This window comes from Vibrio sp. 1562 (assembly GCF_033340155.1).
GTDB lineage: Bacteria > Pseudomonadota > Gammaproteobacteria > Enterobacterales > Vibrionaceae > Vibrio > Vibrio alginolyticus.
The window spans coordinates 1-23693 of record NZ_JAWOVY010000018.1; the positions used below are offsets into that span (position 1 = coordinate 1).

22 protein-coding genes and 2 pseudogenes are annotated in these 23693 nt (G+C 41.9%); 20 read left to right on the plus strand and 4 right to left on the minus strand.

Annotation, left to right across the window (positions count from 1 at the left end; translation table 11 throughout):
• Positions 1 to 73: 73 nt before the first annotated feature.
• Positions 74 to 652, minus strand: a pseudogene (locus R7Z49_RS17120) (type VI secretion system ImpA family N-terminal domain-containing protein); the annotation flags it as partial.
• Between the two features lie 503 nt (positions 653 to 1155).
• On the opposite strand from R7Z49_RS17120, the gene R7Z49_RS17125 reads away from it, so the two are divergent.
• The 10 genes and pseudogenes from R7Z49_RS17125 (at position 1156) to R7Z49_RS17170 (ending at position 11461) form a co-directional block, all read left to right on the plus strand.
• Positions 1156 to 1755 (plus strand): hypothetical protein, encoded by a 600-nt coding sequence (locus tag R7Z49_RS17125; RefSeq protein WP_017633753.1) that lies wholly within the window; start codon positions 1156 to 1158, stop codon positions 1753 to 1755.
• Between the two features lie 9 nt (positions 1756 to 1764).
• A complete protein-coding gene (locus R7Z49_RS17130) occupies positions 1765 to 3258 on the plus strand; it encodes a type VI secretion system-associated FHA domain protein (RefSeq protein ID WP_318111848.1) in 1494 nt (497 codons plus the stop codon).
• Positions 3251 to 3751, plus strand: coding sequence for a type VI secretion system lipoprotein TssJ (gene tssJ / locus R7Z49_RS17135; RefSeq protein ID WP_005386118.1), 501 nt, complete (start codon positions 3251 to 3253; stop codon positions 3749 to 3751). The genes R7Z49_RS17130 and tssJ overlap by 8 nt, the downstream gene beginning before the upstream one ends.
• 11 nt (positions 3752 to 3762) lie before the next feature.
• On the plus strand, positions 3763 to 5088 hold the full coding sequence (gene tssK, locus R7Z49_RS17140) for a type VI secretion system baseplate subunit TssK (RefSeq protein WP_005373357.1): 1326 nt from the start codon (positions 3763 to 3765) through the stop codon (positions 5086 to 5088).
• Positions 5085 to 5876: a type IVB secretion system protein IcmH/DotU gene (icmH, locus tag R7Z49_RS17145; RefSeq protein ID WP_025767903.1), complete on the plus strand. Its 792-nt coding sequence runs from the start codon at positions 5085 to 5087 to the stop codon at positions 5874 to 5876. Before tssK ends, icmH begins: the two co-directional genes overlap by 4 nt.
• A gap of 148 nt (positions 5877 to 6024) precedes the next feature.
• A pseudogene (locus R7Z49_RS28125) lies at positions 6025 to 6592 on the plus strand (DUF4150 domain-containing protein); the annotation flags it as partial.
• A 902-nt stretch (positions 6593 to 7494) separates the two neighbouring features.
• Complete coding sequence (locus R7Z49_RS17155) at positions 7495 to 9552, plus strand: vgrG protein (RefSeq protein WP_104980542.1); 2058 nt, start codon at positions 7495 to 7497, stop codon at positions 9550 to 9552.
• A complete protein-coding gene (locus tag R7Z49_RS17160; protein ID WP_104980543.1) occupies positions 9552 to 9953 on the plus strand; it encodes a hypothetical protein in 402 nt (133 codons plus the stop codon). Before R7Z49_RS17155 ends, R7Z49_RS17160 begins: the two co-directional genes overlap by 1 nt.
• Positions 9954 to 10358: 405 nt before the next feature.
• Positions 10359 to 10847, plus strand: a complete 489-nt coding sequence (locus tag R7Z49_RS17165; RefSeq protein WP_258489478.1) for a hypothetical protein — start codon at positions 10359 to 10361, stop codon at positions 10845 to 10847.
• Between the two features lie 203 nt (positions 10848 to 11050).
• Entirely contained in the window at positions 11051 to 11461 is a 411-nt protein-coding gene (locus R7Z49_RS17170; protein ID WP_318111851.1) for a hypothetical protein, read from the plus strand.
• A gap of 114 nt (positions 11462 to 11575) precedes the next feature.
• Here the strand turns inward: R7Z49_RS17170 and R7Z49_RS17175 are convergent, their stop codons facing one another.
• Positions 11576 to 12712 carry a multidrug effflux MFS transporter gene (locus R7Z49_RS17175; protein ID WP_053307573.1) on the minus strand — a complete coding sequence of 379 codons (1137 nt, stop codon included), beginning with the start codon at positions 12710 to 12712 and terminating at the stop codon, positions 11576 to 11578.
• A gap of 99 nt (positions 12713 to 12811) precedes the next feature.
• Here R7Z49_RS17175 and R7Z49_RS17180 point away from each other — a divergent pair, with 99 nt between their 5' ends.
• A complete protein-coding gene (locus R7Z49_RS17180) occupies positions 12812 to 13585 on the plus strand; it encodes an AraC family transcriptional regulator (protein ID WP_186585408.1) in 774 nt (257 codons plus the stop codon).
• Between the two features lie 90 nt (positions 13586 to 13675).
• Here the strand turns inward: R7Z49_RS17180 and R7Z49_RS17185 are convergent, their stop codons facing one another.
• Positions 13676 to 14584, minus strand: coding sequence for a LysR family transcriptional regulator (locus R7Z49_RS17185; RefSeq protein WP_005373334.1), 909 nt, complete (start codon positions 14582 to 14584; stop codon positions 13676 to 13678).
• A gap of 135 nt (positions 14585 to 14719) precedes the next feature.
• On the opposite strand from R7Z49_RS17185, the gene R7Z49_RS17190 reads away from it, so the two are divergent.
• The 9 genes from R7Z49_RS17190 to mnhG all read left to right on the plus strand — a co-directional run bounded on the left by R7Z49_RS17190 (position 14720) and on the right by mnhG (position 22787).
• Entirely contained in the window at positions 14720 to 15439 is a 720-nt protein-coding gene (locus tag R7Z49_RS17190; protein ID WP_005373333.1) for an SDR family oxidoreductase, read from the plus strand.
• Positions 15440 to 15832: 393 nt separating this feature from the next.
• The gene (locus R7Z49_RS17195) at positions 15833 to 16768 is read left to right on the plus strand and encodes a universal stress protein (protein WP_213971744.1); all 936 of its coding nucleotides are present in this window, start codon (positions 15833 to 15835) and stop codon (positions 16766 to 16768) included.
• 110 nt (positions 16769 to 16878) lie between these two features.
• Positions 16879 to 17070: a hypothetical protein gene (locus R7Z49_RS17200; RefSeq protein WP_213971745.1), complete on the plus strand. Its 192-nt coding sequence runs from the start codon at positions 16879 to 16881 to the stop codon at positions 17068 to 17070.
• A 164-nt stretch (positions 17071 to 17234) separates the two neighbouring features.
• Positions 17235 to 19904, plus strand: a complete 2670-nt coding sequence (gene mbhE / locus R7Z49_RS17205; RefSeq protein ID WP_213971746.1) for a hydrogen gas-evolving membrane-bound hydrogenase subunit E — start codon at positions 17235 to 17237, stop codon at positions 19902 to 19904.
• A complete protein-coding gene (locus R7Z49_RS17210; RefSeq protein WP_017633704.1) occupies positions 19904 to 20257 on the plus strand; it encodes a Na+/H+ antiporter subunit C in 354 nt (117 codons plus the stop codon). Before mbhE ends, R7Z49_RS17210 begins: the two co-directional genes overlap by 1 nt.
• Positions 20254 to 21750: a proton-conducting transporter membrane subunit gene (locus R7Z49_RS17215; protein ID WP_033906422.1), complete on the plus strand. Its 1497-nt coding sequence runs from the start codon at positions 20254 to 20256 to the stop codon at positions 21748 to 21750. The genes R7Z49_RS17210 and R7Z49_RS17215 overlap by 4 nt, the downstream gene beginning before the upstream one ends.
• Complete coding sequence (locus R7Z49_RS17220; protein WP_017633702.1) at positions 21747 to 22223, plus strand: Na+/H+ antiporter subunit E; 477 nt, start codon at positions 21747 to 21749, stop codon at positions 22221 to 22223. Before R7Z49_RS17215 ends, R7Z49_RS17220 begins: the two co-directional genes overlap by 4 nt.
• Complete coding sequence (locus R7Z49_RS17225) at positions 22216 to 22494, plus strand: cation:proton antiporter (RefSeq protein WP_005373317.1); 279 nt, start codon at positions 22216 to 22218, stop codon at positions 22492 to 22494. Before R7Z49_RS17220 ends, R7Z49_RS17225 begins: the two co-directional genes overlap by 8 nt.
• Positions 22494 to 22787, plus strand: coding sequence for a monovalent cation/H(+) antiporter subunit G (gene mnhG / locus R7Z49_RS17230; protein WP_005373314.1), 294 nt, complete (start codon positions 22494 to 22496; stop codon positions 22785 to 22787). The genes R7Z49_RS17225 and mnhG overlap by 1 nt, the downstream gene beginning before the upstream one ends.
• A 19-nt stretch (positions 22788 to 22806) precedes the next feature.
• Here the strand turns inward: mnhG and R7Z49_RS17235 are convergent, their stop codons facing one another.
• A complete protein-coding gene (locus R7Z49_RS17235; RefSeq protein ID WP_005373312.1) occupies positions 22807 to 23514 on the minus strand; it encodes a GntR family transcriptional regulator in 708 nt (235 codons plus the stop codon).
• Between the last annotated feature and the right edge of the window lie 179 nt (positions 23515 to 23693).

The window sequence follows — 23693 nt, forward strand, 5'->3', positions numbered from 1 at the left end:
GGCTACGATGATTAACTGATGTAACCGATCAGATCGTAACTTCCTGATTTAGTTCCATCGAATTACGCAACAAAGCCTGTTTTTTCTCGCGTAACTCAGCCGCAATCTGTTGTTCTTTTATCTGCTCAATCCATTGATTCAAAATACGGCGAATGCGACCTAATGACGGCGCTTCAATACCGTAATGAAGACGAAGCTCTTCCTCAATCCTCAAGCATAATTGATGTGCTGCCTCTATCAATGGAAGCTCTTCTGGTAACGCCCGATGCTTATTAATTCGTTTTTCAGTATGCTCTACCATCCATTCAATAGCGCTCATTCGTGCCTTTGACTTTGAATGCTCTGGATACGCGTTGAACCAATATACGACACACACATCAAGTATTGAGTTTAACCCTTCAACAAGGCCTCTTAAGCCGTCGTTATAGGTTGATGCAACGGTAAAGTAACAGCAACAACGTAGGTCTTTCGCTTGGGTACTCAAGATCTTTTTTGAGAGTGTTTGAACCGTTTTCCACGAGACTCTCCCTGTGACTTTATTCAGGTTGTTTATTTGACGTTTAATTTCGTCAAAATCCTCAGAACCATTAGGATTAGAGCCGCTTGGGTTATTTTCATCGATTGGTCTTCGAGCGAAGTCGGTAAAAAACATAAGGAAAGTTCCAACTGATCATATAGAAGTATTAAGTTATATAGGATTTCACTACTGTTATATTAAATTATAAGCAGTGCACATCTGCCGCAATTCTATAGACAAAATAAGCGGATTAGATAATAAAAATTCATTAAAAGAAATTAAATTACTTTTAGTGTGATCTTTGTTCATAATATTAATATCAATAGTTAAGTCTATTTATAAGAAGAAACTTATATATGAAGATGAGAACGTTGATTAAAAAGTAACTAAATTGTTATCGGAGATTACGTTTTGTTCAATTAGCAATCAAATTCTGTTACTTCTATTTAAATAGAAAGATTTACTGTCTCGTCACTTAATCTGTAGTCGGTTCTTTAGTTTTTGTTTGTAGGTAAAACAACCAACCTGATAGTTGAAATGTATTAAATTATAGGTGTTTTTTTAGGCTTATTGAAAAAGAGAATATAATTGATATCTTTCGCCTCTAAGTAGAATATCGGTTTTCCTAGAGGGACGAAATGCTAAAACCAAGTCAAATTGGGCTGATTTCAGCCATGTGTCTATTTTCTTCTGTTGCAATGGCAAAAGGGGAGCGATATGGACTCTCTACCAGTATGTTGACTATCGATAGCATTAAATACGATGAAGGTAAAAGTGGTGAGCAGGATACGCTTAGGTTCGGCTTGGTTCATACTCGTCCTATTGATGAAAACAATAACCGTTGGCGTTGGTGGTTAGGGCTAAACTATCTAGCAGAAGATATTGAAGCGCCAGCAAACGGCTTATATCAAGAAGCGACGAACTATGAACTTCGTGTTGTTCCTCAATATGCGTTGACTTCTTGGAGTGTTTTCACGCCATATGTTGGTGCGGGCTTGTCTGTCGGTTACTCGCAATATTCTAATCGTTGGCAAGTAGACCAAGAGGGCTATCGTTATGAGAGTGTTGAAGATATCGACCAGTTTGAGTTAGGTGCGGTTGTGACCCTTGGTACTGCTATAAAGTTAGGCAGTAATCCTGACGCCCATATACAAATTATCCCGCAGGCCTCTTATATCCTTCCGGTTGTAAATGATGGAATTGGTGGGCTTGAACTATCAGTTTCTTTGCTCTTTTGAGGTTCGTAAATGTACTCAAATCAGCTAGTTTTATTTATCTCAAAGTGTCCAGAGGAATACACCGGTGCAAAGCATATTGAAATGCCTGAAAGTGGTGGTTCGATAGGTCGTTCCCCAAGCTGTAGCGTGTCTTTAGCCGATCACAACCGCTTTATATCGGGCACTCATTGTTTGCTCAGCGTGTATGGAGATACCTACTATATAAGTGACGTATCAACTAATGGCACAATGGTAAATGGGAATAAAATACTAAAAAATCAACCCATTGCGATAGTTGATGGCGACATCATTTCTTTAGGGCAATATGAGATTGGTGTTTCTCTTGAGCACGTTACCTCAACACTAGACATCGCCGCTGATATTGCTCCTGAGCGAGTATCTAGCGATCCTCTGGTTAGTCTAGGAGATGCGGTTGTCGAAGAGGAAGAAAAAGTCGGTGCCTTAGAAGATTTGTTTATGGAGACTAAACAGGATGACATTGATTGTCATGATCCTGTTGCTCACCTTAACTTTTCGATGCAGCGAGATGACGATTACTTAATTCGTGATAATGAGCGTACAGAATCTGAACAACCTAGAACCGTGGAAAGCACGCGTCAGGTGGTCGATGACAGTTTCAGTATATATTCCGAATTCGATCAGCCAAGCCTAATCCCTGAAGACTGGATGGCTGCGGAAACCAAGAGTAACGCATCAGTCAATGATGCATTAGCGCCAGAAAGCGGTAAGGCACATAGAGCCGATATTGCCTCAGCTGAGGTGATGCAACCTGGCACGGTAGCCCCAGATAGCACTATTCAAAGACAACATCGTACGCCTAATGTTACTGAGATGGTCGTAGAGCAGGCTAACACAGGGTCAAAATGGGAAGAGATGACCCAATCTTTTACGCCTTCTCCTAACACTAATCAGCAACTTCAAATACCTACGGCAGAGCACGCGATAAACAGTACGACGAAAGCACAAGTCGATACTGATGCGGCCGTTTGCTCTCAAGATATAGCGCAAGCGTTTTTTGATGGTTTGGGTATTCGAAATCCAGAGTTGATGACAAACGAGGCGCAGTTATTCAAGCAAATGGGCACTTGCTTGCGTTTATGTATTGATAACCTACAGAAAGAGTTGCACGAAGTGGAATCGTTAAAGGATGAGCAGAGTGCGAGTGAGGCTAACTCGAACATTGCAGAGCTAATGCTCACTTTGAATAGTCAGCAATTACTGGCTCCAAATGAACTGGTTGAACAAATGCTCGATGAGCTGAACGACCACCAAGTTATGTTTAACAAAGCACTGAATGAGCTCGTTTTAGAACAGTCTGAAACGAACGATCCCGTAGCATTTGCTAACAGGGTCGCTAGCCAGTCTTTGTTCTCAACTAAGTCAAAGCTGTGGGCCGAATACCTAGATTTCTACACTAATAATCGTCGCCTGCTTAATGAAACATCCTTAAAAGGGCTGATTAAGAAAAACTATAACAAAGTGATTAAGGGAAACCATGCGTAGTATCGCCGTATTACTCGGATTTGCCATGTTGTCCGGTTGTTCCATGTGGGATCAATTTAAAGAGTCCACAGGTATCACACCAGAAACTTCGTCGATTGAATTGGTTATTGAGGCATCACCTGTACTCAATGTGAGAAATGGGGGCCAGTCATCTCCAGTTATTCTCCGTCTTCACGAATTAAGTTCGCCAGTATTGTTCCGAAGCTTAGATTTCTTTGCCTTGTTTGAGAGCGATAAAGCGTCGTTGGGTGATGAGTACATCAAACGTTACGAATATCAAATACAGCCAGGTGGAAAAGTTCATGAAATGCTAACGCTAGACCCTGACACTCGTGCCGTCGGTTTTTCAGTGGCTTTTCGTGATATTGATGGTTCGTCATGGCGAAAAGTGGAAGTTATTGAAGAGAAGAGCGAGTACTACATCAAGCTCAAGTTAGAGGGCAGTGAGTTAATTTCTGATAACACTCGCGGCATTGAACAGGTTTACTTTTAAGGGATAGAAACATGTCTTTATACAATCCAGTTGTTTGGCAAGATGGAATGTTCATGAAGCCGCAGCATTTTCAACAACTCGATCGTTCGCAAAGTAAACTATCGAGCCTACTGAGTGCCAATGCATCGCCTTTGCATTGGGGAATTAAACGTTTAGAAATCAACTCTCAGTTACTAGCACTGGGTAAAATCGGTATTACTCGTGCTGAAGGTATTTTACAAGACCGGACACCATTTGAGCTTCCGTTGCTTGCCGAGCTGCCTGAAGTGAAAGATGTAGATCCTTCTATTGCCGATAAAGTCGTTTATTTGTGCTGTCCGTTACCATCGGAACGTTCTGAGTTGTTTGGTACCAAAAAAGACGGTGCGCGCTATACGATGGAATCTCAAGAAGCGGTTGACGCTTGTTATGATTCGGAAGACATGGCAAATATCGTCGTCGGTAAGCTTAACTTTTGCTTAATGTACGATCATGAAGATAAGAGTGCTTACACGTCTATTCCGATCTTAAAGATCTCAGAAGTGAAGCCTGATGGCAGCGTGATCTTAGATGATAGTTTCATTCCTACCTGTATCGATATTCATGCGTCGACAGTACTGAGTAAATTTGCGACCGAGTTTGCTTCTATGTTGAAGCATCGCGCGGAATCGATAGTTCAGCGATTAGGGGTGGTGGATCAACAAGGTGTATCATCGGTTTCTGACTTTATGCTATTGCAAGCGCTCAACCGATACGAACCCTTGTTTTGGCATTTCGCCAGCACAGAAGCTGTGCATCCTGAGTCTTTGTATCGAATTCTTCTTCAGGCAGAAGGTGAGCTTTCGACGCTGTGCTCAACGACACGCCGACCTATTGAGTTTACGAAGTACAATCATGGTGATCTTACTAGCTGTCTTTCTCGCGTCCTAGACAGTGCGAAAATGACATTGAGCGTGATGTCTGAGCAAAGAGCAATTCCACTGACCTTAAAAGATCAGAACTATGGCATCAGAACGGCAGCAATCCCTGACAATAAGATCATCGATACGACGACCTTTATCCTCGCAGTTAAAGCTGACGTGACCTTGGATGTCCTGCATACCCAGTTTGTCAGCCAAACGAAGATCGGTTCTATCGATAACATACGTGACTTGATTAACCTTCAACTGCCTGGGATTGAGATCAAACCAATGCCAGTAGTGCCACGTGCGCTGCCGTATCACGCTGGCTACACCTATTTCGAGCTCGATAAAACGGGCGAAGAGTGGATGGCATTGAAGAACACTGCTGCGATTGCGATTCACGTTGCGGGCGATTTCGCTAACTTATCATTGCAACTTTGGGCCGTTCGTCTATGAGTTACGCAGAAACCGACGTCACCGTAGTCTTATTCCAACCAGAGCCTGGCAAACCAATGGAGGTAATGCCAGCGCCTGACTTGTCGAGAAACATCGCAGTACAAGATCTATCTATCGATAACATGGGTATTAACCCGCTAGTGGACCAGTTCTCATGGTTGATCGCCAGTCTGTCTTGTATGTCTTCGATCCCTTGGCTTGATGACCCGATGCCATTTCGTGAACAAGTGGCACGTGAGATTCGAAAAGGCGAACGAAAACTTAATGAAATGGAGCTCGATCGTGCTTCGGTTCTTGTAATTCGTTACTGCTTGTGTGCGGCGATTGATGAATCTGTTTGTCGGCAAGAATGGGGGGCAAATAGTCACTGGAGCCAGAACAGCTTACTGTCTGAATTCCATAATGAAACGTCTGGTGGTGATAAGTTCTTCGTTATTCTCGACCGCTTAAAAGCCGACCCTCGCAAATACCGTCACGTTATAGAGTTTCTCTATTTATTGCTTCAACTTGGTTTCCAAGGCAAGTACGGCCGTGAAGAGCGTGGTAACGAAAAGTTAGCGGAAATTGGCAGCACCATTTATCGATTAGTGCGAGATGACCGCCTAGCAGAACAAGAAAAAGTTTCTTTAATCAACCTTAAAGCTAAATACCTAAAGAAGCCGTTAAAAAGGGTAATTTCACCCAAGCTGATCTTGAGTCTTAGTGCGATGACGTTTGCGCTTATGTATGCGGCAACCTACATCGTCATAGACTTAAAATTTCAGCAACTGCTTGAAGTGTATAGATAACCAGAAATCTAAAAATGAGATCTTCTGCCAGTTTTAGGGCTTATTGTGAATATCACTGGTCTTTTAGTGAAATTCACTAGTCATTTAGAGAGATTGCAATGTGCGATCTCTTTTATCATTCAATCAATAAAATTCAAATGGATTGGTTATGGGCGTAACAGTTGGTGCGAATGGACTTTCGATAGTTCATAAAGGCTCAGGTGGTGAAGCGAATGCAACGCTCCCAGATGTTTGTTTAACTAAGGTCGGCAAGCCAGTCGTTCCTATCCCTTATGGCAACAATGCTAAATCAGCAGACCTTGCTGGTGGGACTACGACAGTCTCTATGGATGGCGGTAACAGTGTCGCTATCAAGGGCAGTACGTTCTCAAAAAGTACCGGCGATGCGGGCGGTGACAGAAAAGGCGTTTCCTCAGGCACGATAGAAGCCGAAGCAAAATTCATTTCAGCTTCACCAACAGTTAAGTTTGAAGGTAAGGGCGTATGTCGCCTGTCCGATCAAATGACCATGAACAAAGCTAACACTATGTGTTTGGGTGGCGCACAAAACCCATCGGTTTCTGTGACGGAAGAGCAGGAAGGGACGTATACGCTGGATATAGAATGCAAATATCCAAATGGGCTCCCTTACTCTAATGCACAATTTTCTTTAGTCGAACCTTCAGGTGCTGTCATTGGGAGTGGAGTGCTGGATTCTAGCGGAAAAGCAACTGTTAATGGTCTCGCTCTAAAAGAATGCAAGTTAGTGCTCAGCGAAACTCAAGACTCTTATACGCCGAACCAATCTTTAGCTGAAAATATTGTGACGGAAACTTACCCTGATCCGAATGATTTTTGTACGTTTGTCGCAGGTCGCCGCTCGCCATTTTGGGAAGATCGTGTTGGGGTTGCTAATGACTGGGGGATATTGATGTCCCCATCCTTCAGTGATGATGACTTTAAAGATATTGTGTTAGAGCAAAGCCGTATATCGTCTCCTTATGCGATTAGTCAAAATCACTCTAAAGATTTTTCTGATGCTTATGTTTCGGCACTTTATCACATCCAAACTGATACTACTGCGCTAGAGAAATATGAACCTTTAGTTGAACTGCTCTTGGAGCAAGTGCACGAAAATGGCGATATATTGAGAGTCTTATATCAGGCTGATGTGTTTGAGCCTCCCTATGAATTATTAGCGAAGCTTCGCTTTTTAGGGACTGGAAATACTGTGAAGTATTTGCAGTTTGTTTTATGGACGTTGATAAACAATCAAATCTGTTCATACATCGATGAGCTAAACAGTGAAATCATCGGTCGTTTAGATTTCATACAAAGCCAAGCTTCTGCAAGATCGTTGAGTTCTGTTGAAGAGGGTATAAACGGTTATAAAAAAGCACTTAACCACTTCAAACAAGCACTTCCTGACGTCATTAGCCAAATTTTCGAAACCAAAAATGACACCCTAATTTCTATATCGGCAATGGCCCTTGGGAGTACCGTTAACATAGCGAGCCAATCTAGCTTTGCTACTAATTTAGGTAGGGTTAATGCGGTGGTGTACACGAAGTCAAACAACTTGAACCGCCCATCATTTGTCACTTTTGACGATAACTTTTCTGACTAGGACATTTAAATCATGGATGCAGTTTTTCCGATAGCGCAACGAGAAGGTGACGCTTACTACACGCTCAGTGATTTTACGAAATTGTTTGATCAAGCTAAGAGCGGTCGTTATTTAATAGGACAAGGGTACGGTTGGCATAGTGGCATTCACTTAACATCAAAAATGTTACCGTGGGGGAAAGGGCTCAGACCTATTCAAGCGATGCTTGATGGAAAAATAGTGGCATTTCGCATAAATCCTGATTACCTAACATCAACGTACCAAGAGCAAGAGTTTAAGTATAGTAATAACTTTGTGCTTATCGAGCATGAGGCTGTAAACCCCGAAGATAATGAAGATGTATTTAAGTTCTATACACTTTATATGCACCTTGCGCCACCTTCAGATATTGGCGCCAATTCATCTATAACCACGCGTTACCGTTTACAAGAAGCGAGAAATGTACGCACTTTCAAACATAGTGATGTGCCTACTAATTCTGGTGAAAAAAAACAGTCGATGTCTAAAGGAACATTACTTGAATACCTGTATGCAGAAGAGAAGGAGACCCATCCATACCAGATCGACAAAAATACCTACAAAATGATAAAGTGCCGTGTGGTAGAGAATGGTAAATCGGCAAGTGGTAGCGAAAAAGCACTGTTAAACAAGATTGTTTGGTTTGCTTCGGGTCTCAATAGTGACTTTGACATTTTAGAAGATTCCTCTGCTGTCCTATCAGAACCAGTTTCAGAACCTAAATGGATGTCGGACAAGGCGGCAATGATTAGGGACGGTAGTGTGGTTTCTTTACTCCCACTCCTATTTAGAGAGGGGATAAAGGTTTCAGCTGGGGAAGATATCGGTTACATGGGACTGCATGAGTACAGTAACGATGCAATTGGAACTAAGAAAGAAGATAATCGTGTGCATATCGAGATGTTCTCTTTTGAGGAGCCGCCCGAATTTTTAAAAAAACAGATTTCTCCCAAAAATGCGGAAGAAAATCCACTTGTTGTTCTCGATGGGGCCGATAGTAGCGGTGCCGTTGATATGAGTAATTCGTTTATTCAGCAATTACTTGAATCTGTGACAGAAGATCAAGTAACGGACTTCTCCTCGTTCACTGCTCGCGATGCCAAAGTATACTTAGACGGTAAGCGTAAACACTTTGAGCGATTTATTGTGAAACATCCTACAGATTGGCATACAGAGTCGTCACAAAGTCTTTATGAATCAATCCATCAGACCGCAAAGGAAGCTCTAGATATTAAGTGCTCCGCTGGTTTTGTGACTATAGAGGACTACCGTAACTCCCCATGGCGCGATCAAGTGATGGATAGCTTTGATCTTTTCTCGCAATTCGAACTGGAAAGAGCAGATAAGTTCTCATGGATGCAAGATTTACAAGGTGATTTGCAACTAAGCGGTGATAAGAGTCTTTGGCATTATTGGCCGTTCTCCTTATTCAATCTGTCTCCAAAACTCGTCGTGCAACTGGGTAAAACATCTGAAATTTATGAATCAGGTGGAAGAGGCCCGGGGGTTATTTCGTCAGGTAGAGGGGATCATGGTGGTAAATCATATGGTGTTTACCAGTTGTCGTCTAATCTTAAAGTTGTGCATCGTTTTGTAAAAAATTCTAAATATAGAGACCATTTTTGTGAGTTGACCGTAGGTAGTGATGCGTTTGATGAAACTTGGAAGCGTATAGCAAATAGTGATGCGGTTGGCTTTAGAAATGCACAGCACAAGTTTATAAAAGAAACACATTTTGACCCACTTTATAATAAGCTTATCTCAGAAGGTATTATCAAAAATACTAACGAAGCTGCAATACTTGACATGATATGGTCAACTAGCGTCCAGTTTGGTGCAAGAACATCTTTAATATCAAGAGCTGTTGGTAAAAGTACTGAGCTTTCTAGCAGAGAGATTATCGAGCTTGTTCAAAACTATAAACATGATAAAACACACTTACTTTTTAAGAGCTCCCCTACATGGTGGGGTGGTTTAAGACAACGTGCTCTTAGTGAGAAGATTAAACTTTTGGCGCTTTTAGACCAAAATGCAATTATAGAGGAAAATTAATGAAATTACTTGGCTTACTAGTATTACTTTTTTCATTTTCATCGATAGCTAGCGATTATACTGATAGCTACAAGCAGTGTACGAATAACTCCACAGGCTCTATTGATAAGGCTTTTAGTTGTATTGACAAGGAAATTGAATTTAATCAGTCATTGATCAATAAGGTTTTTGACACTAATAAAACCAATTCAGATATTGGTAGAATTTTAAAGATTATTTCTAATAATGTAGAAAAAGAGTATAGAGTCGCTTCTGAGTCATGTGCAATTTATGCTGAAATTTATCAAGGTGGTCAAGCGGGACAACTATTACAACGCCAGTGTTATCTTGACCGAATTATTGACATTAGAAAGTTTGTACTTGATGCTGAAGAGTTGACTAGTTTTAATTATGATGAGTGAAATCTATTTCAAAGTCATAATTGAGATTAGATAGTATATGATAATTTTTCTACTAACTTTTTGTATAATATCAATGTTGACACTGCCAAATATATATTTAGTAATGTAAAAACTTTTTAAGAATGATGAAGATGTTTGTTTTAATGCTAAATTAGATAAATAGTTCGCTTCTTTTGTTGGTTTGAGAACTGAAATCATAGTGAGAGCTCTGAAAACTATATGAGTGGTAAGACGGCGAATATAGGAGCTGAACGAATAAGGGTGAATATTTAAGTTAACATGTAAGGGATGATAATTTAATGTTTGCATGTTTATAAAATCAGTGGAGTGCGTTAATTCATTATTATAATAGAATTAAAAGTTATTTTTATACGCATGCAAAAAATTAAGAGTTAAAATTTAAAGGTGATATCCTTGCTTGTTAATCATAATAAGTGTTTTGGATTTTTACGCTTCCCATTTTTTGTAAACTCAGGCTGCGAACAAGACCCTTTTGTATTTACATGTAATTTGGAAAATAAAGGCGGTGGCTTGAAAGCTTGTTTTAATCAAGCCGAGAATTCGATGTACTTCGTTGTTGACGAAAATGGGTTGAAAACAGTTTATGCCCAACGAAAAGGGAAGAGTTTAGATAACTATAAATGGATAGATATTTCTCTTGAAGAACCTGAATTCATTCCTTTGAAATTTGAAGTAAATGAAAACAAGAATGCGTACTTTTCATTGACTAGAGGTGGTGGACGGTTGAGTGTCGTTGCTAGCTTCGTTGACATGATTGAAGATGAAAATGCTGTTGAGTACTACAGTGAATTGGGAACTGAAACAGCTCTGGATCCCAACGTTAGATTAAAAATAAAACACGTAAAGCCTAATGAGTTTGAAGCTTGGGATTAAATAGCAATAGATTCCAGTGAGAGCTTAAATAAAATTCATTGTAATAAAGAGTTAGCTTTTCTATAAAATTTACTCGAGATGTTTGGATAAGAAATGTTCAGATAAAAAGCGCCGAAAGGCGCTTTTTATTTTCTTTAAAATAAAGTATGGTCTCCCTCCTTTTAAAATGGTAAGTGTTGAATAATTATACAGTGGTTAGGTAAATGAATAAAATAACTAAACTCGCTTTGGCTTTGTCCGTATTGACATCTATTGTTGGGTGTCAACTGGTGTCAAATACGCCGATGCAATCGACAGCAACGAAGGAAATAATTGAAAAAGCAAAGGCAGAGTTTGATGGACAACGTTTTTATAAGTTGAATGAATATGATGAAGAAATCAACGTTTCAGATGACGGGGTCATTACCTTCAAGTCTTACTTACCACGCAGCGGCGGCTATGAATGGGTACCAATTGTGATACGCGATACTAGTTTTCGTGTTTCTTGCGATTATTTCAGTGAATATGTTGAAGCTGGAATGGTTGTTCAGGTTCAGTTTGTAGGTAAACGCGGGCGCATTGAAAATTACGACAAGCAACGTTGTGCAGAGTACGGTGAGCCAACATGGCAATAAGATCTATGGATAATTAAAGCGCCGACAGGCGCTTTTTATTTACGTTTTAGTTAACCGTTAGAAAAGATGTAGACCAATCTTCGGAAGATTAGGCAAGCAATGCGTAGTATCTGGTCACAAGTTGGTATGAACTTGCCTTTTAGAAAACGCTAATAAAATCGCTAAACAGCTACATGCTAATAGAACGACACCTAAGTTTTGTGCTGTTCCAGCCATCGCTAATCCCGTCCCGATCATGATGTAGTACATGAGCCCAAATAAAGCGCCTGCGCTACCTACCTGTTGTTTATAATCAACAAGTGCGTCACTGAGTATATTGGGTATCGCAATCCCATAAGACATGACGACTAACACCATTGGAGCAACAAACCAGATTGATTGGCTCAGAATCAACACACCGACTGATCCCAAACTAAGCAATACTGCTGAGAGCCAAAGTAGTTGGCTTTTTCGAACATTTTTAGACACTAGGGATTTGTTTAAATAACTCCCAAGCAGAGTGCCTAACCCCAGTACCATGCCACTGTATCCAAATTGTTCGGAGTTATACCCAAGTGCTGAGAAAGTAAATGCGCCAAGCTGGTAATAAGAAAATAGAGCAATGTTATACAAAGCAACCAATAATCCTGAGCGCCAAATTCGCGCGTCTCTTACCATTTCCCAGCTAAGTTGATGCAACCGTACTGGTGTCTGTTCCTTCTGTGTTTCAGGAAGCTTAATAACGTTATAAGCGAGCAATACTAACGCGATTAAAAACAAGGCAAAAAACACATAACGGTATCCACCAAGCGCTGTAAGCTGCCCGCCTAATAGCATGCCAACTACCGGGCTGATTGATATACCCATCCCCATTAAGCTAAAGACTTTACTCAGTTCTTGACCGTCAAACGCGTCACGAAGCATGGTCTGTGTGACAACGGATCCTACCGCGATACCAAATGCGCTTAGGGCTCGCGCGGCCATGACAACAGCAAAGCTTTCGGTTTGAGTTGCGAGTAAAGATGCGCAACCATAGATAAAGAGCCCAATAAGCATGGTGGGCCTTCTTCCCAGTTTATCTGCGAGAACTCCCCAAACTACAACGCCAATGGCAAAAGCTAGGAAGTAGATCGACAATGTTTGGGCTGCTTGTGCGTGGTTTACATCAAATGATAGAGCGATTGAGCTCAACGCTGGGCTATAGATGGTTTCTACAATTTGCGGAAACATCAACATAACCAGCATGAGCCATAAAGAGGGCTTAGTATTCATATTGTTACCCATCGTTAATGAAGTTGGCGGGCAGTATAAATGAGGCTATGATTGATCTAATAACAACATAAAAACCAAATACATCAATATTCGGACAAAATGGCGCTTATTAACGAAAAAACACAATTTGATGCAGACAAGATTACTAATTATGTAGTGGGAATTGCTGCGGATATTGGCAAGCACGACTCAGGTATGCATATGCACAAGAAAGGGCAGTTATTGTACGCACCTCAAGGTTGTATGAGTTTTGCTCTGGAAGACTCGATTTGTATTTTGCCACCGACAAAGGCGGTTTGGATCCCACCTAATACGCCGCATCGTGCACTAATGACGAATGTGGTGGCGTATCGATCTTTGTATTTTGATTGTGAGGAGTTTGCCTGTCCGAGTAAGATCACGATGATAGAAGTGAATAATTTACTCCAAGCTCTTATTGATAAAATGTCATTTTGGGAGTGGGATAAGCCTAGCAGCGAGATGGTAAATACGACGGCGCTTTTTTGGGAGGAGTTTTATGCTGCGAAACGTTATTCGTTTCAGTTGCCTTTGCCATCGCATCGGCGCTTAACAACGTTTCGTCGAGAGTTGGTTGAACCTTCATTTCTAGCTCCTTCGCTTACTACTCTTGCAAGCAAAGTTGGGGCAAGCACCAAGACGGTAACACGATTATTTAAGTCGGAAACGGGTATGAATTATCAAGATTGGCGGCAACAGTGGAGGCTTTTAAAAGCCGTTGAATTGTTATCAACGGGCATGCCAGTCAGCGCAGTTGCCGATTGGCTGGAGTTTTCGTCAGACAGTGCTTTTATTGCATTTTTCAAAAAGCAAACTGGACAAACACCTCTGACGTTTATGAAAACCAAGCCTTAAGCGTCAAAATGCTCACACTCTTTCTAGAACAACCCCCAGGTTCACAGGCTCAGCCTATAAAGCATACATAGACAGGTACCAACGTGCAGGTTACTTGTCTTTACTCTGCAGTTTGCGAAAGTATTGCGTGGTAAAATCAACAAAGGCTCGGATGCGTTTTGGTTGATGTCGGTCGTGATGATAAAGGAGTGAAAATTCCACACTCGGAATGCTCCAATTGGTAAACACTTCTTTTAGCTTGCCTGTCTGGAGTTCTTGTTGACAATAAAGTGCTGGCACACGGATGATGCCATTTCCCGCCAGGGCTGCTTTTATCATTACTCTGCCACTCTTACATCGTAACTGTCCACGTATCTGGTGTTCAGTTGACTGCTTTGTATTCGTGTTCTCAAATGCCCACCGTGTCACACTACCTGTCAAACAAACGTGTTTTTCTAAGTCCTTTGGATGAGAAGGATAGCCATATGTTTCTAAATAGTTTGGGCTTGCGTATGTCCCCATTTCCACATCGATCAGTTTGCGAGCGATAAAGTTGGAGTCGTCTAACTTTCCCATTCGAAAAGCGATATCGAATTCATCCGCGATTAAATCGACACGATGGCTGCTAAAATCTAAGTTAATGCTCACTTGTGGGTGTTGGATTAGAAATTGAGCAACGATATCTGCGACAACGTCTTCTCCTAAATAGCCCCCCACACAGTTGATACGAATGTCACCTCTTAAGTCTTCCACATCATCAACCACTGCCATAACAGCTTGATCAATATTGTGAAGGGCAGTTTCACACTGTTTATACAGAACCTTGCCTGCTTCGGTGAGGTTCAGTGTTCGAGTGGTCCTTTGTAGCAAAGTGACACCAATCTGTTGCTCCAGATTTGTTATTTGACGTGAAACGTGTGAGCGAGAAACGCCAAGTTGCTCTGCTGCTTTCGTGAAGTTTCCTAGTTGAGCGATTAGGACGAAAGAGCGAATATCCGCAAGGTTGATGTGTGTTTGCATGATGACTTCTTCATAATTCAAAAAAGTATTGTTGCAGTATAACAACAGTGTTTCAACTAGGTCGGTATATATCAACAAACAAAGTTTTCTTAAACTTACCGCCACTGATGTAAACCGTTCGATTAAGGATTCAAAATGAAAAAGTTAATTGTTATTACAGGCGCTAGTTCAGGCATTGGTGAAGCGATTGCACGTCACTTCAGTGAACAGGGCCATGCTCTTCTTTTGTTAGCAAGACGTGTAGAACGTTTGGAAGCATTAAACTTACCAAATACGCTTTGTGAAAAGGTAGATGTGACCGACAAAGCTTCTTTTGAGGCTGCAATTGAGAAAGCTGAAGCGTTGTATGGTCCGGTAGATGCACTTGTAAATAACGCAGGCGTTATGCTTCTAGGTCAGATAGATACTCAGGAAGCATCGGAGTGGAAGCGCATGTTTGATGTGAACGTAATTGGTTTGCTCAATGGCATGCAGTCCGTCCTAGCACCTATGAAAGCACGTAACAGTGGTACGATCATTAACATCAGCTCTATCGCGGGCAAGAAAACATTCCCTGATCATGCTGCTTATTGCGGTACCAAATTTGCGGTTCATGCTATTTCTGAAAACGTACGTGAAGAAGTTGCGTCATCGAATGTTCGCGTTACGACGATTGCACCTGGTGCAGTGGAAACGGAATTACTTTCACATACAACGTCTCAAGATATTAAAGATGGTTATGACGCCTGGAAGGTGGATATGGGCGGCGTGTTGGCAGCAGACGACATTGCACGAGCAGTGCTGTTTGCTTATCAGCAACCGCAAGGTGTATGTGTTCGTGAAATTGCTTTGGCACCGACAAAACAACAACCTTAACATTGAGTTACGGCGATTTTAGGTCACTAAAGCCGTAAAACTTTGCATATCGATTCGTGATTGAGATGGCATCTTTAAACTAAGTTGCGTGAAAATTTAGGTCATCCATTTAAATCCGTACACTAAGTGTGTTATTGCTTATACCCAAGTTACTCAAGGTGAGAAAAAACTTTGAGTAATTTGGGTTTTTATTTGGTCTCAACTTTAGGTAGCGGAATTTATTTAGGTCGAAGGCGATAGTTGTGAAGAAAGGAGAGTGTGACGTAAAACAAAATGAAGCAATATCCGTCTCTTAATGAGAATTGATTTCATCAACGTCACAAGCCGTTACAATTATCCGTTAGGTATTATACTTTGTGGGTGGTTAACATTTAACCAAACAAGGAGGTGTGTATGAAACGATTCGCAAACATACTTTTTGCAACACAAGGATTGCCAGGCCATAGTGACGCCCTCGAACAAGCGATGAGGATTGCATCTAGCAACAAAGTGCCTGTCTCAGGGCTAATAGCGTGTCCTGATTTCCCAACAGACATGATCCAGTATCAGCAAAGTTATGAGCAATCGCTGCAAGACTCCCTCAAACAAAGTATTCACGAATACAGACAGAAGCTGGGACTCTCTGAAGAGGATCTCGCATTTCCTCTTACTGTGAAAAGCAGTGAAAAGCCCGCTGTCTGTATTATTCAAGAAGCATTAGCTGATAACAAAGATCTCATCATCAAAGAAGCTGAACCGCTCGGTGAAGGTGCTGAGGGTTTCAAAGCTATTGATATGACTCTGTTACGAAAATGCCCTTGTCCGCTTTGGTTGCACCGACCAATTGATAAGCCAAGAGATAAGCGCCGTGTTGCTGTGGCTATCGACCCATTAACGGCAAGCGATGAACAGCACTCATTAGCCGTGCGTTTACTCGAATTATCGCGTTCGATTGCCGACACCTGCGATAGTCGTTTACACGTGATTTCTTGCTGGGAGTATTACTTAGAAAACTACCTAAATGATAACGCTTGGATTCAAGTCGATGATGCTGAGTTGAAACATGAACTCGACAAGGCAAAAGCCGATCATAAACAAGCTCTGCAACAGCTGTTGGAGGAGTCTGGGATTACAGGTGAAATTGTGATTCACCACCTGCATGGAAAACCCGACGAAAAGATTCCAGATTACGTAGAAAGTATTGAGGTAGACGTGTTGGTCATGGGTACCTTAGCGAGGACTGGTATATCTGGCTATGTCATTGGTAATACGGCTGAAAATATTTTGCAATCGATTAACTGTAGTTTGGTCGCTCTTAAGCCCGATGGTTTTGTCTCACCGATTCAGTAATTGGGGTGTAACAAAGTTGGGTTTAAGTGATTGTTTTAGGTAAAGGAGGGAGATGGATCTCTAGAACATGGAATTATCAATGTATCAATAAGTTATCAGAGGAGAGTGACATGAAAAACCTATGCCCGAAATGCCACACAGAAATGATAGAACGTTCGAATGTTTATGTTTGTCCGAGAAATGATATCGGTGACTGCACCTACGATGCATTCGAGTTAGCTGATGACTATAATCCATATACATTCAGCCAAGAACACGTAAGTAGTGACCTACGTTCTTATGCCGTAGCAGACAGCAAATAGCGGTTTGTATCGGCGTTCCTCTAAGTAGCACTCAGTGATTACTGTTTGCTACTTTTCCCTTGGTTTCATGATCGTTTTTGAAGCGCTTGGGCTAAAACAATACAGTGGAGTTTGTCATTTGCGCCGAATAGGGCGTACCTTCTTATAATAACGAATGGGCTGCGATGTTGAATAACATAACGGGTAAAGAAAACCTGCCGAAAAACCTAGATAATCAGTTGGTCTTACTGATTTTCCCTGCGCTGCCAGTTTTAATCTTCTCTTTTCTCTTCTACATCTATAATCCTGCAGGCGTGAGCTGGAATGCGGAATGGATACCAAACCTCGATATCAACCTTAGCTTTAGATTAGATGGTCTTTCATTTCTTTTTGCGGGACTGATCAGTGGGATTGGCGCACTGATTCAAATCTACGCTTTGGCTTATTTACGAGAAAGTGATAGCCGGTTTTCCTTTCATTTGTATCTAACCCTATTCATGCTTGCCATGCTAGGGATTGTGATGAGCGATAACATTCTGTTGTTATTTGTTTTCTGGGAACTCACCACCATCACTTCTTACTTACTGATCGGGTTTAATCACGAAAATAAAACGTCTCGGAAAAACGCCTTGCAGTCGCTGATTGTTACCGGTGCTGGTGGACTAGCGTTGCTAGCTGGTCTTATCTTGCTGGGAGCAATGGCAGGGAGTTATGAGCTAAATACCATTATCGAGCAGGCAGACACTATTGCGCAACATGAATGGTTTATCCCATCTCTAGTGCTCATACTACTCGGTGCATTTACTAAATCTGCGCAATTCCCGTTTCATTTTTGGCTACCTAACGCGATGGCAGCTCCCACTCCGGTCAGTGCGTATTTACACTCGGCAACAATGGTAAAGGCAGGCATTTACCTATTAGCACGTTTATCGCCAGTTTATGCCCATAGCGAGATCTGGTTTTATGCTTTAGTCATCACTGGGAGTATCACGGCCATTTGGTGCACATTTGTCGCATTAAAACAAACTGACTTGAAGCTGATGCTAGCCTACAGCACGAATGTTGCTTTGGGTAAATTAACATTATTACTAGGTATGGGCACAGATTTGGCCGTTAGTGCAGTATTGATGTTTATTCTCGCTCACTCTTTCTATAAAGCTGCGCTGTTTATGGTGGTGGGTAATATCGACAAAGCGACAGGAACACGAGATATTGATCAATTGTACGGCCTGAAGTCAGTTCTCGTCATCAGCATGGTTGCGGGGAGTTTGGCTGCATTGTCTAAAGCGGGGTTCCCGCCGTTGTTAGGCTTTTTGAGCAAAGAATATATGTACAAATCCGCAGTAGAGCTCAATAACTGGATCGCCTTTGTACTTTTAATCGTGAATATACTGATGGTCGCGCTAACCATTATGCTTATTGCGAGACCATTCTTTGCTCGCCGTGATCTCGTGCCGATTGAAACTAAGCCAGTTGAGACAAAAAAAGCCATGTGGATCTCGCCTTTGCTCTTGGCAGTTGGCAGCCTCCTAGTTCCGTTATTCGGTTTGAATTGGTTAGATCGCAATATTATTTTTCCGGGCTCTGCTGACATTCTGCCCACAGCAACTCTTAAAGAGACATCACTATGGCATGGCGTGAATGTACCGTTAGTGTTAAGCGTTATTACGCTAGCGTTGGGGTATGTGGTGTACCGTGTTTATCCTACTGTGTCTGCATTTTTTCAGCGGTTACATCTATTCGTCCCCAAAGCGGAGAATATTTTTGAACGACTATTAGATGGCATGATGACAGTGGCGAAGTGGCAAACGGCGCGGTTACAGCAAAAGAAATTGAGTCGCTATGTCCTATTATTTTTCACGGTACTTGCCGTTGCGTTACTGAGTCAGGTAGCGCTTATTCCTCTGCCTTTGGTTGGCGAACTTTCAAGTGTCACTTTCTATGAGATTGGTATCGCCTTATTGTTGATTGGTGCTGCGCTCGTATGTACGTTGTCCCACGCAAGACTTCTTGCGATTTCTGCGCTTGGTATGATTGGCTTCATGACTACGCTTGTTTTTATGATTTATAGCGCCCCGGACGTTGCGAAGACTTTACTGTTAGTGGAAACATTAATGGTGGTCTTTCTTGCATTGTTAATGCGTCATATGCCACGTCTAACCACCGTGCCCAAGCATTCAATAAGACGTAAAGTAGCGAATATTTGCATAGCAGGTGTGATAGGAGTTTCGGTTACTTTACTTTTGTTAGGAATCACGTCTCAGCCGATGGACTCTTCGGTGTCAGATTTCTTTGCAGAAAACAGTGTCCCGGGTGGACATGGGCGAAACATTGTTAACGTTATTCTGGTCGACTTTCGCGCATTTGATACATTGGGAGAAGTTGTCGTCGTTGTTATTGCTGGGATTGCGGCAGTGAGTTTGCTTAAGACAAGAGCGAAAAAGCAAAATCGTATCCAATCATTAATTTTTGCAACCACGGCACACATTGTTTCGGCACTCATGCTCGTATTTTCAGTGTATCTGTTGTTACGTGGTCATAACGAACCGGGTGGTGGCTTTATTGGTGCGTTGATTGCCGTTATTGGTTTATCACTTCTCATGTTCGCGGAATCACCGAAATACGTTCGTTCTAGGTTGTATTTCAAACCGTTTCTCATTGCGTTATCTGGCATCGCATTGAGCTTAGTTTCTGGTGCTTTGAGCTTTGCGTTTGATAAACCGTTTTTGACCGGACTGTGGTGGAAAGACGTGATACCACTAGGGACGCCATTGGTTTTTGATGTTGGTGTTTACCTTGCCGTTATAGGTGGCGTGATGGGTATGCTGCTTCGTATTAATGAGGAGCTAGAGTGATGGAAATAGTCTGGAGTGTTGTCGTTGGAGTCTTTGTCGCAGCAGGTGTTTATTTAATGCTTGAAAAGCATATCTTGCGCCTTTTGTTCGGCATCATGTTACTCAGTAGTGCGGTTAACCTTGCTATTTTTACCGCTGGAAGGCTGACGCCTGGAGAGCCGCCATTGATTGGCGATAATGCTCTTTTACCACCAGATAGCGCGGCAAATCCTTTACCTCAAGCGCTTATCTTAACTGCGATAGTCATCGGTTTTGGACTACTTATTTTTGCTTTAATGCTGTTCTATCGAGCTTATAAAGACACTGGAACTGCAAACGTCGATGAAATGCAACGTTCTGAGGAGGGTCAATGAGTTCGATTTTGCTTACGTTACCGGTTGTTCTCTCGCTGAGTACGGCGTTGACTATCTTCTTCGTCCGTCGCTCAACAAAAAGTGTTGAGTGGTTGAGCGGTGTAAGTGCGATTTCGAACCTTTTCGTTGCGGGCTTTCTCACAGAAAACATCATAAATAATGGTATTCAAGCCGTTGCTTTTGGTCAGTGGAGTGCGCCATTTGGTATCGTGTTTGTCGCAGATTACCTCAGCGTTGCTATGGTGATGATAACGGCGGTGATTGGTGCGATATGTGTTTTCTACGCGATGGCGGACCTTCACCGAAAGCCCTCCTATAGCAATTACCATGCGCTAATGCACGTGTTGCTTGCTGGCGTTTATGGCGCTTTCCTGACTGGAGATATTTTTAATCTGTATGTTTGGTTTGAGGTCATGCTCATTTCATCATTTGGTTTAATGGTGTTAGATGCAACGAAAACTCAAGTTGATGGTGCAGTAAAGTACGTGATGTTGAACCTGATTTCGACGCTGGTATTCTTACTTGCTATCGGTTTATTGTATGGCGCAACGGGCACCTTGAACTTGGCCGATCTCTACACCAAAGTTGGGGGAAATGAATTGAGCATCAACATGATGCTGTCCGCGCTGTTTTTGTTTGCCTTCTCTATTAAAGCGGCACTCTTTCCTTTATTTGCTTGGTTGCCCGCTTCTTATCACACGTTGCCAAGCGGTGTGGTGGCACTGTTTGCAGCGTTGCTTACTAAAGTCGGTGTATACGCGTTGATAAGAGTCTTCACCTTAGTATTTCCGCTCGCCGAGAGTGGCTGGCAACCGACGTTAATTTGGGTCGCAGGGCTAACCATGTTAACGGGCGTTTTAGGAGCGGCTAGCCAATTCGACATTAAGAAAATTCTTTCTTTTCATATTATTAGCCAAATAGGCTATATGATCATGGGGTTGGCTATTTACACTCCCTTAGCTTTAGCCGGTGCCATTTTCTACATTGTTCATCACATCATTGTAAAAGCGAATTTGTTCTTAATAGGTGGATTCATCGAGCGCAAATATGGCTCTAGTCAACTTGAACATTTGGGTGGGGTATATAAAGCTATGCCTTGGTTGGCGTTCTTGTTTCTTGTCCCTGCGTTTTCTCTGGCCGGTTTCCCACCGCTATCGGGTTTCTGGGGAAAGCTATTGGTCATCAAGTCGAGCATACAGGCTGAATATTACTGGTTAGCAGGTACCGCGTTATTGGTGGGGTTGCTTACCGTCTACTCGATGACGAAAATTTGGAGTGAGGCATTTTGGAAAAAGCCATTTAGAGAGAAGCCAGAACAGACTCTGCAGGCCAAAGTACATTGGTTGTACTGCGTTCCAATTATTGTATTGACAACGTTGACGCTAATCATTGGCTTAGTGGCGGAGCCTTTTTATCAATTTTCCGTTCAAGCTGCAGAACAACTGTTAAATCCGACTGAATACATCAGAGTGGTGTTAGGAGGAAATACATGATCTATCTATTCCTCAATTTTTTCTTAGCGTTAGCGTGGATGATGCTTAATGGCAGCTATTCGAGTCTGAATTTTGTTGTCGGATTTACGGTCGGTTTTTTTGCTTTAAGGTTGAGTCAACCATTTGGATTGAAAACGAGCTACTTTCAACGTTTTGCATCTGCATTGAAGTTATTGGCGTACTTCGCTTATGAAATGGTTATATCGGTTGCGAAAGTGGTGTGGGACGTCGTGACACCTACTCATTTGAGTCAGCCTGATATCGTTTATGTCCCTCTGGAGGTCGATTCTGACCTAGAAATCACATTACTGGCGAACATGGTTTCTTTAACACCGGGTACGCTTAGTTTGGATGTTACGGCTGATAAAAAGTATCTTATCGTTCATGCCATGTTTGCACCTGAACATGAAGAGGTTATTCGCGGAATTAAAGATGGGTTAGAGCATCGAATTTTGGAGGTGACGCGTGGATAGTTGGCTGCAAATAACGGTCACTTTTGCCTATTCTGGGCTACTACTCAGCTTTGTTATGGCTTTTGCTCGTTTAATTCTAGGACCAACGCTAGCTGATCGAGTTGTGGCGTTAGATCTGATTTCATTTATCACTATCGGATTTATTACGGTTTACACCTTAGACAGCGGTGAGGACGCTCTGTTAGACATCGCCATTACATTAGGTTTGGTCGCATTTCTCGGCACGATCGCATTTGCACGTTTGATCGTTAAAAGAAAGGAGAAAGAATAATGGACGTGTTGATTGGACTATTTTTATGCTTAGGAACATTGTTGACCTTGGTTGCAAGTCTAGGTGTCCTGAGGCTTCCTGATTTGTATACCCGAATGCATGCAGCGACCAAAGCTGGAACTGTCGGAGTGAGCTGCTTGTTATTAGCGGTCGCTTTCTCACTCCCTGAAGTTACCGTGATCTCTCGGGTTATCGGTACGATGTTGTTTATCGTTCTCACTGCGCCAGTCGCCTCCCACCTGCTCGGCAGAGCAATGCGAGAGGTCGGATATAAGATTTGGCGCAATGATTAACCATTAGCGTCGAATAGTACTACGTCCTAGTTGAAATAAACTCGAAGCTGTATTGATGAAGTCGGAAGTAATTGACGGTATATTCAAATGCACGACCATCTTCTAGGTAACCAGTGGACTCAACTTTTAGAATAGGGGAAGCTTCTGATTCATTCAGGTATGAGGCCGTCTCTGCATCTAACAAATACGGTTTGACAGACTGACTGCTTTTCGCAATTTTCAATCCTTTGCTATTTTCAATGTACTCATATTTAGAACCATTCATTATGGCTATGCTCAAGTCTGGAAATAACACTGCTGGCATATGAGTGACTTCGTAAATTTCAGGCTCATCATTAATACATCTGAGTCTATGTATTTCATATGTATCATCATTGGGCGAGAGATTTAACTGCTTAGCAACCTGTTCATTCGGTTTTTTAAGTTCGAACTTTATGACTTGAGAGCTAGGCGTTTTCCCCTGTTTACTGACTTCCTCGATAAAACCCAGCAAATGTAAGGCATCATGTTGGGCTTTTAGATCGTTTACATAAGTTCCACTACCTCTTGTCCGACTAATTAAATTATTGTCGACCAGAATTTGTAAGCTTTTTCTGATGGTTACGCGGCTTACGGAAAACTCTTCTTGCAAATCACTCTCTTTTGGAAGCATCGATTTAGGTTGTAGTTCCCCATCTTTGATCTTTTTTTCTAATCGTTCCGCAATGTCTATGTATTTGGGTTTCATAATACCTCGCTAAGTCTTGGATCATGATAGCAAGAATGTGATCTGAGATGTAGTTAATACTTTTCTTTAGGATCTTTGTGTGATCTTTATCTCGTATCTTTGTGCTTACACTTTAAATGTATCATAAAGTATTAATACTTATTTTATACATTTTCAGGGTAAACATTTGAGGTAGCGAA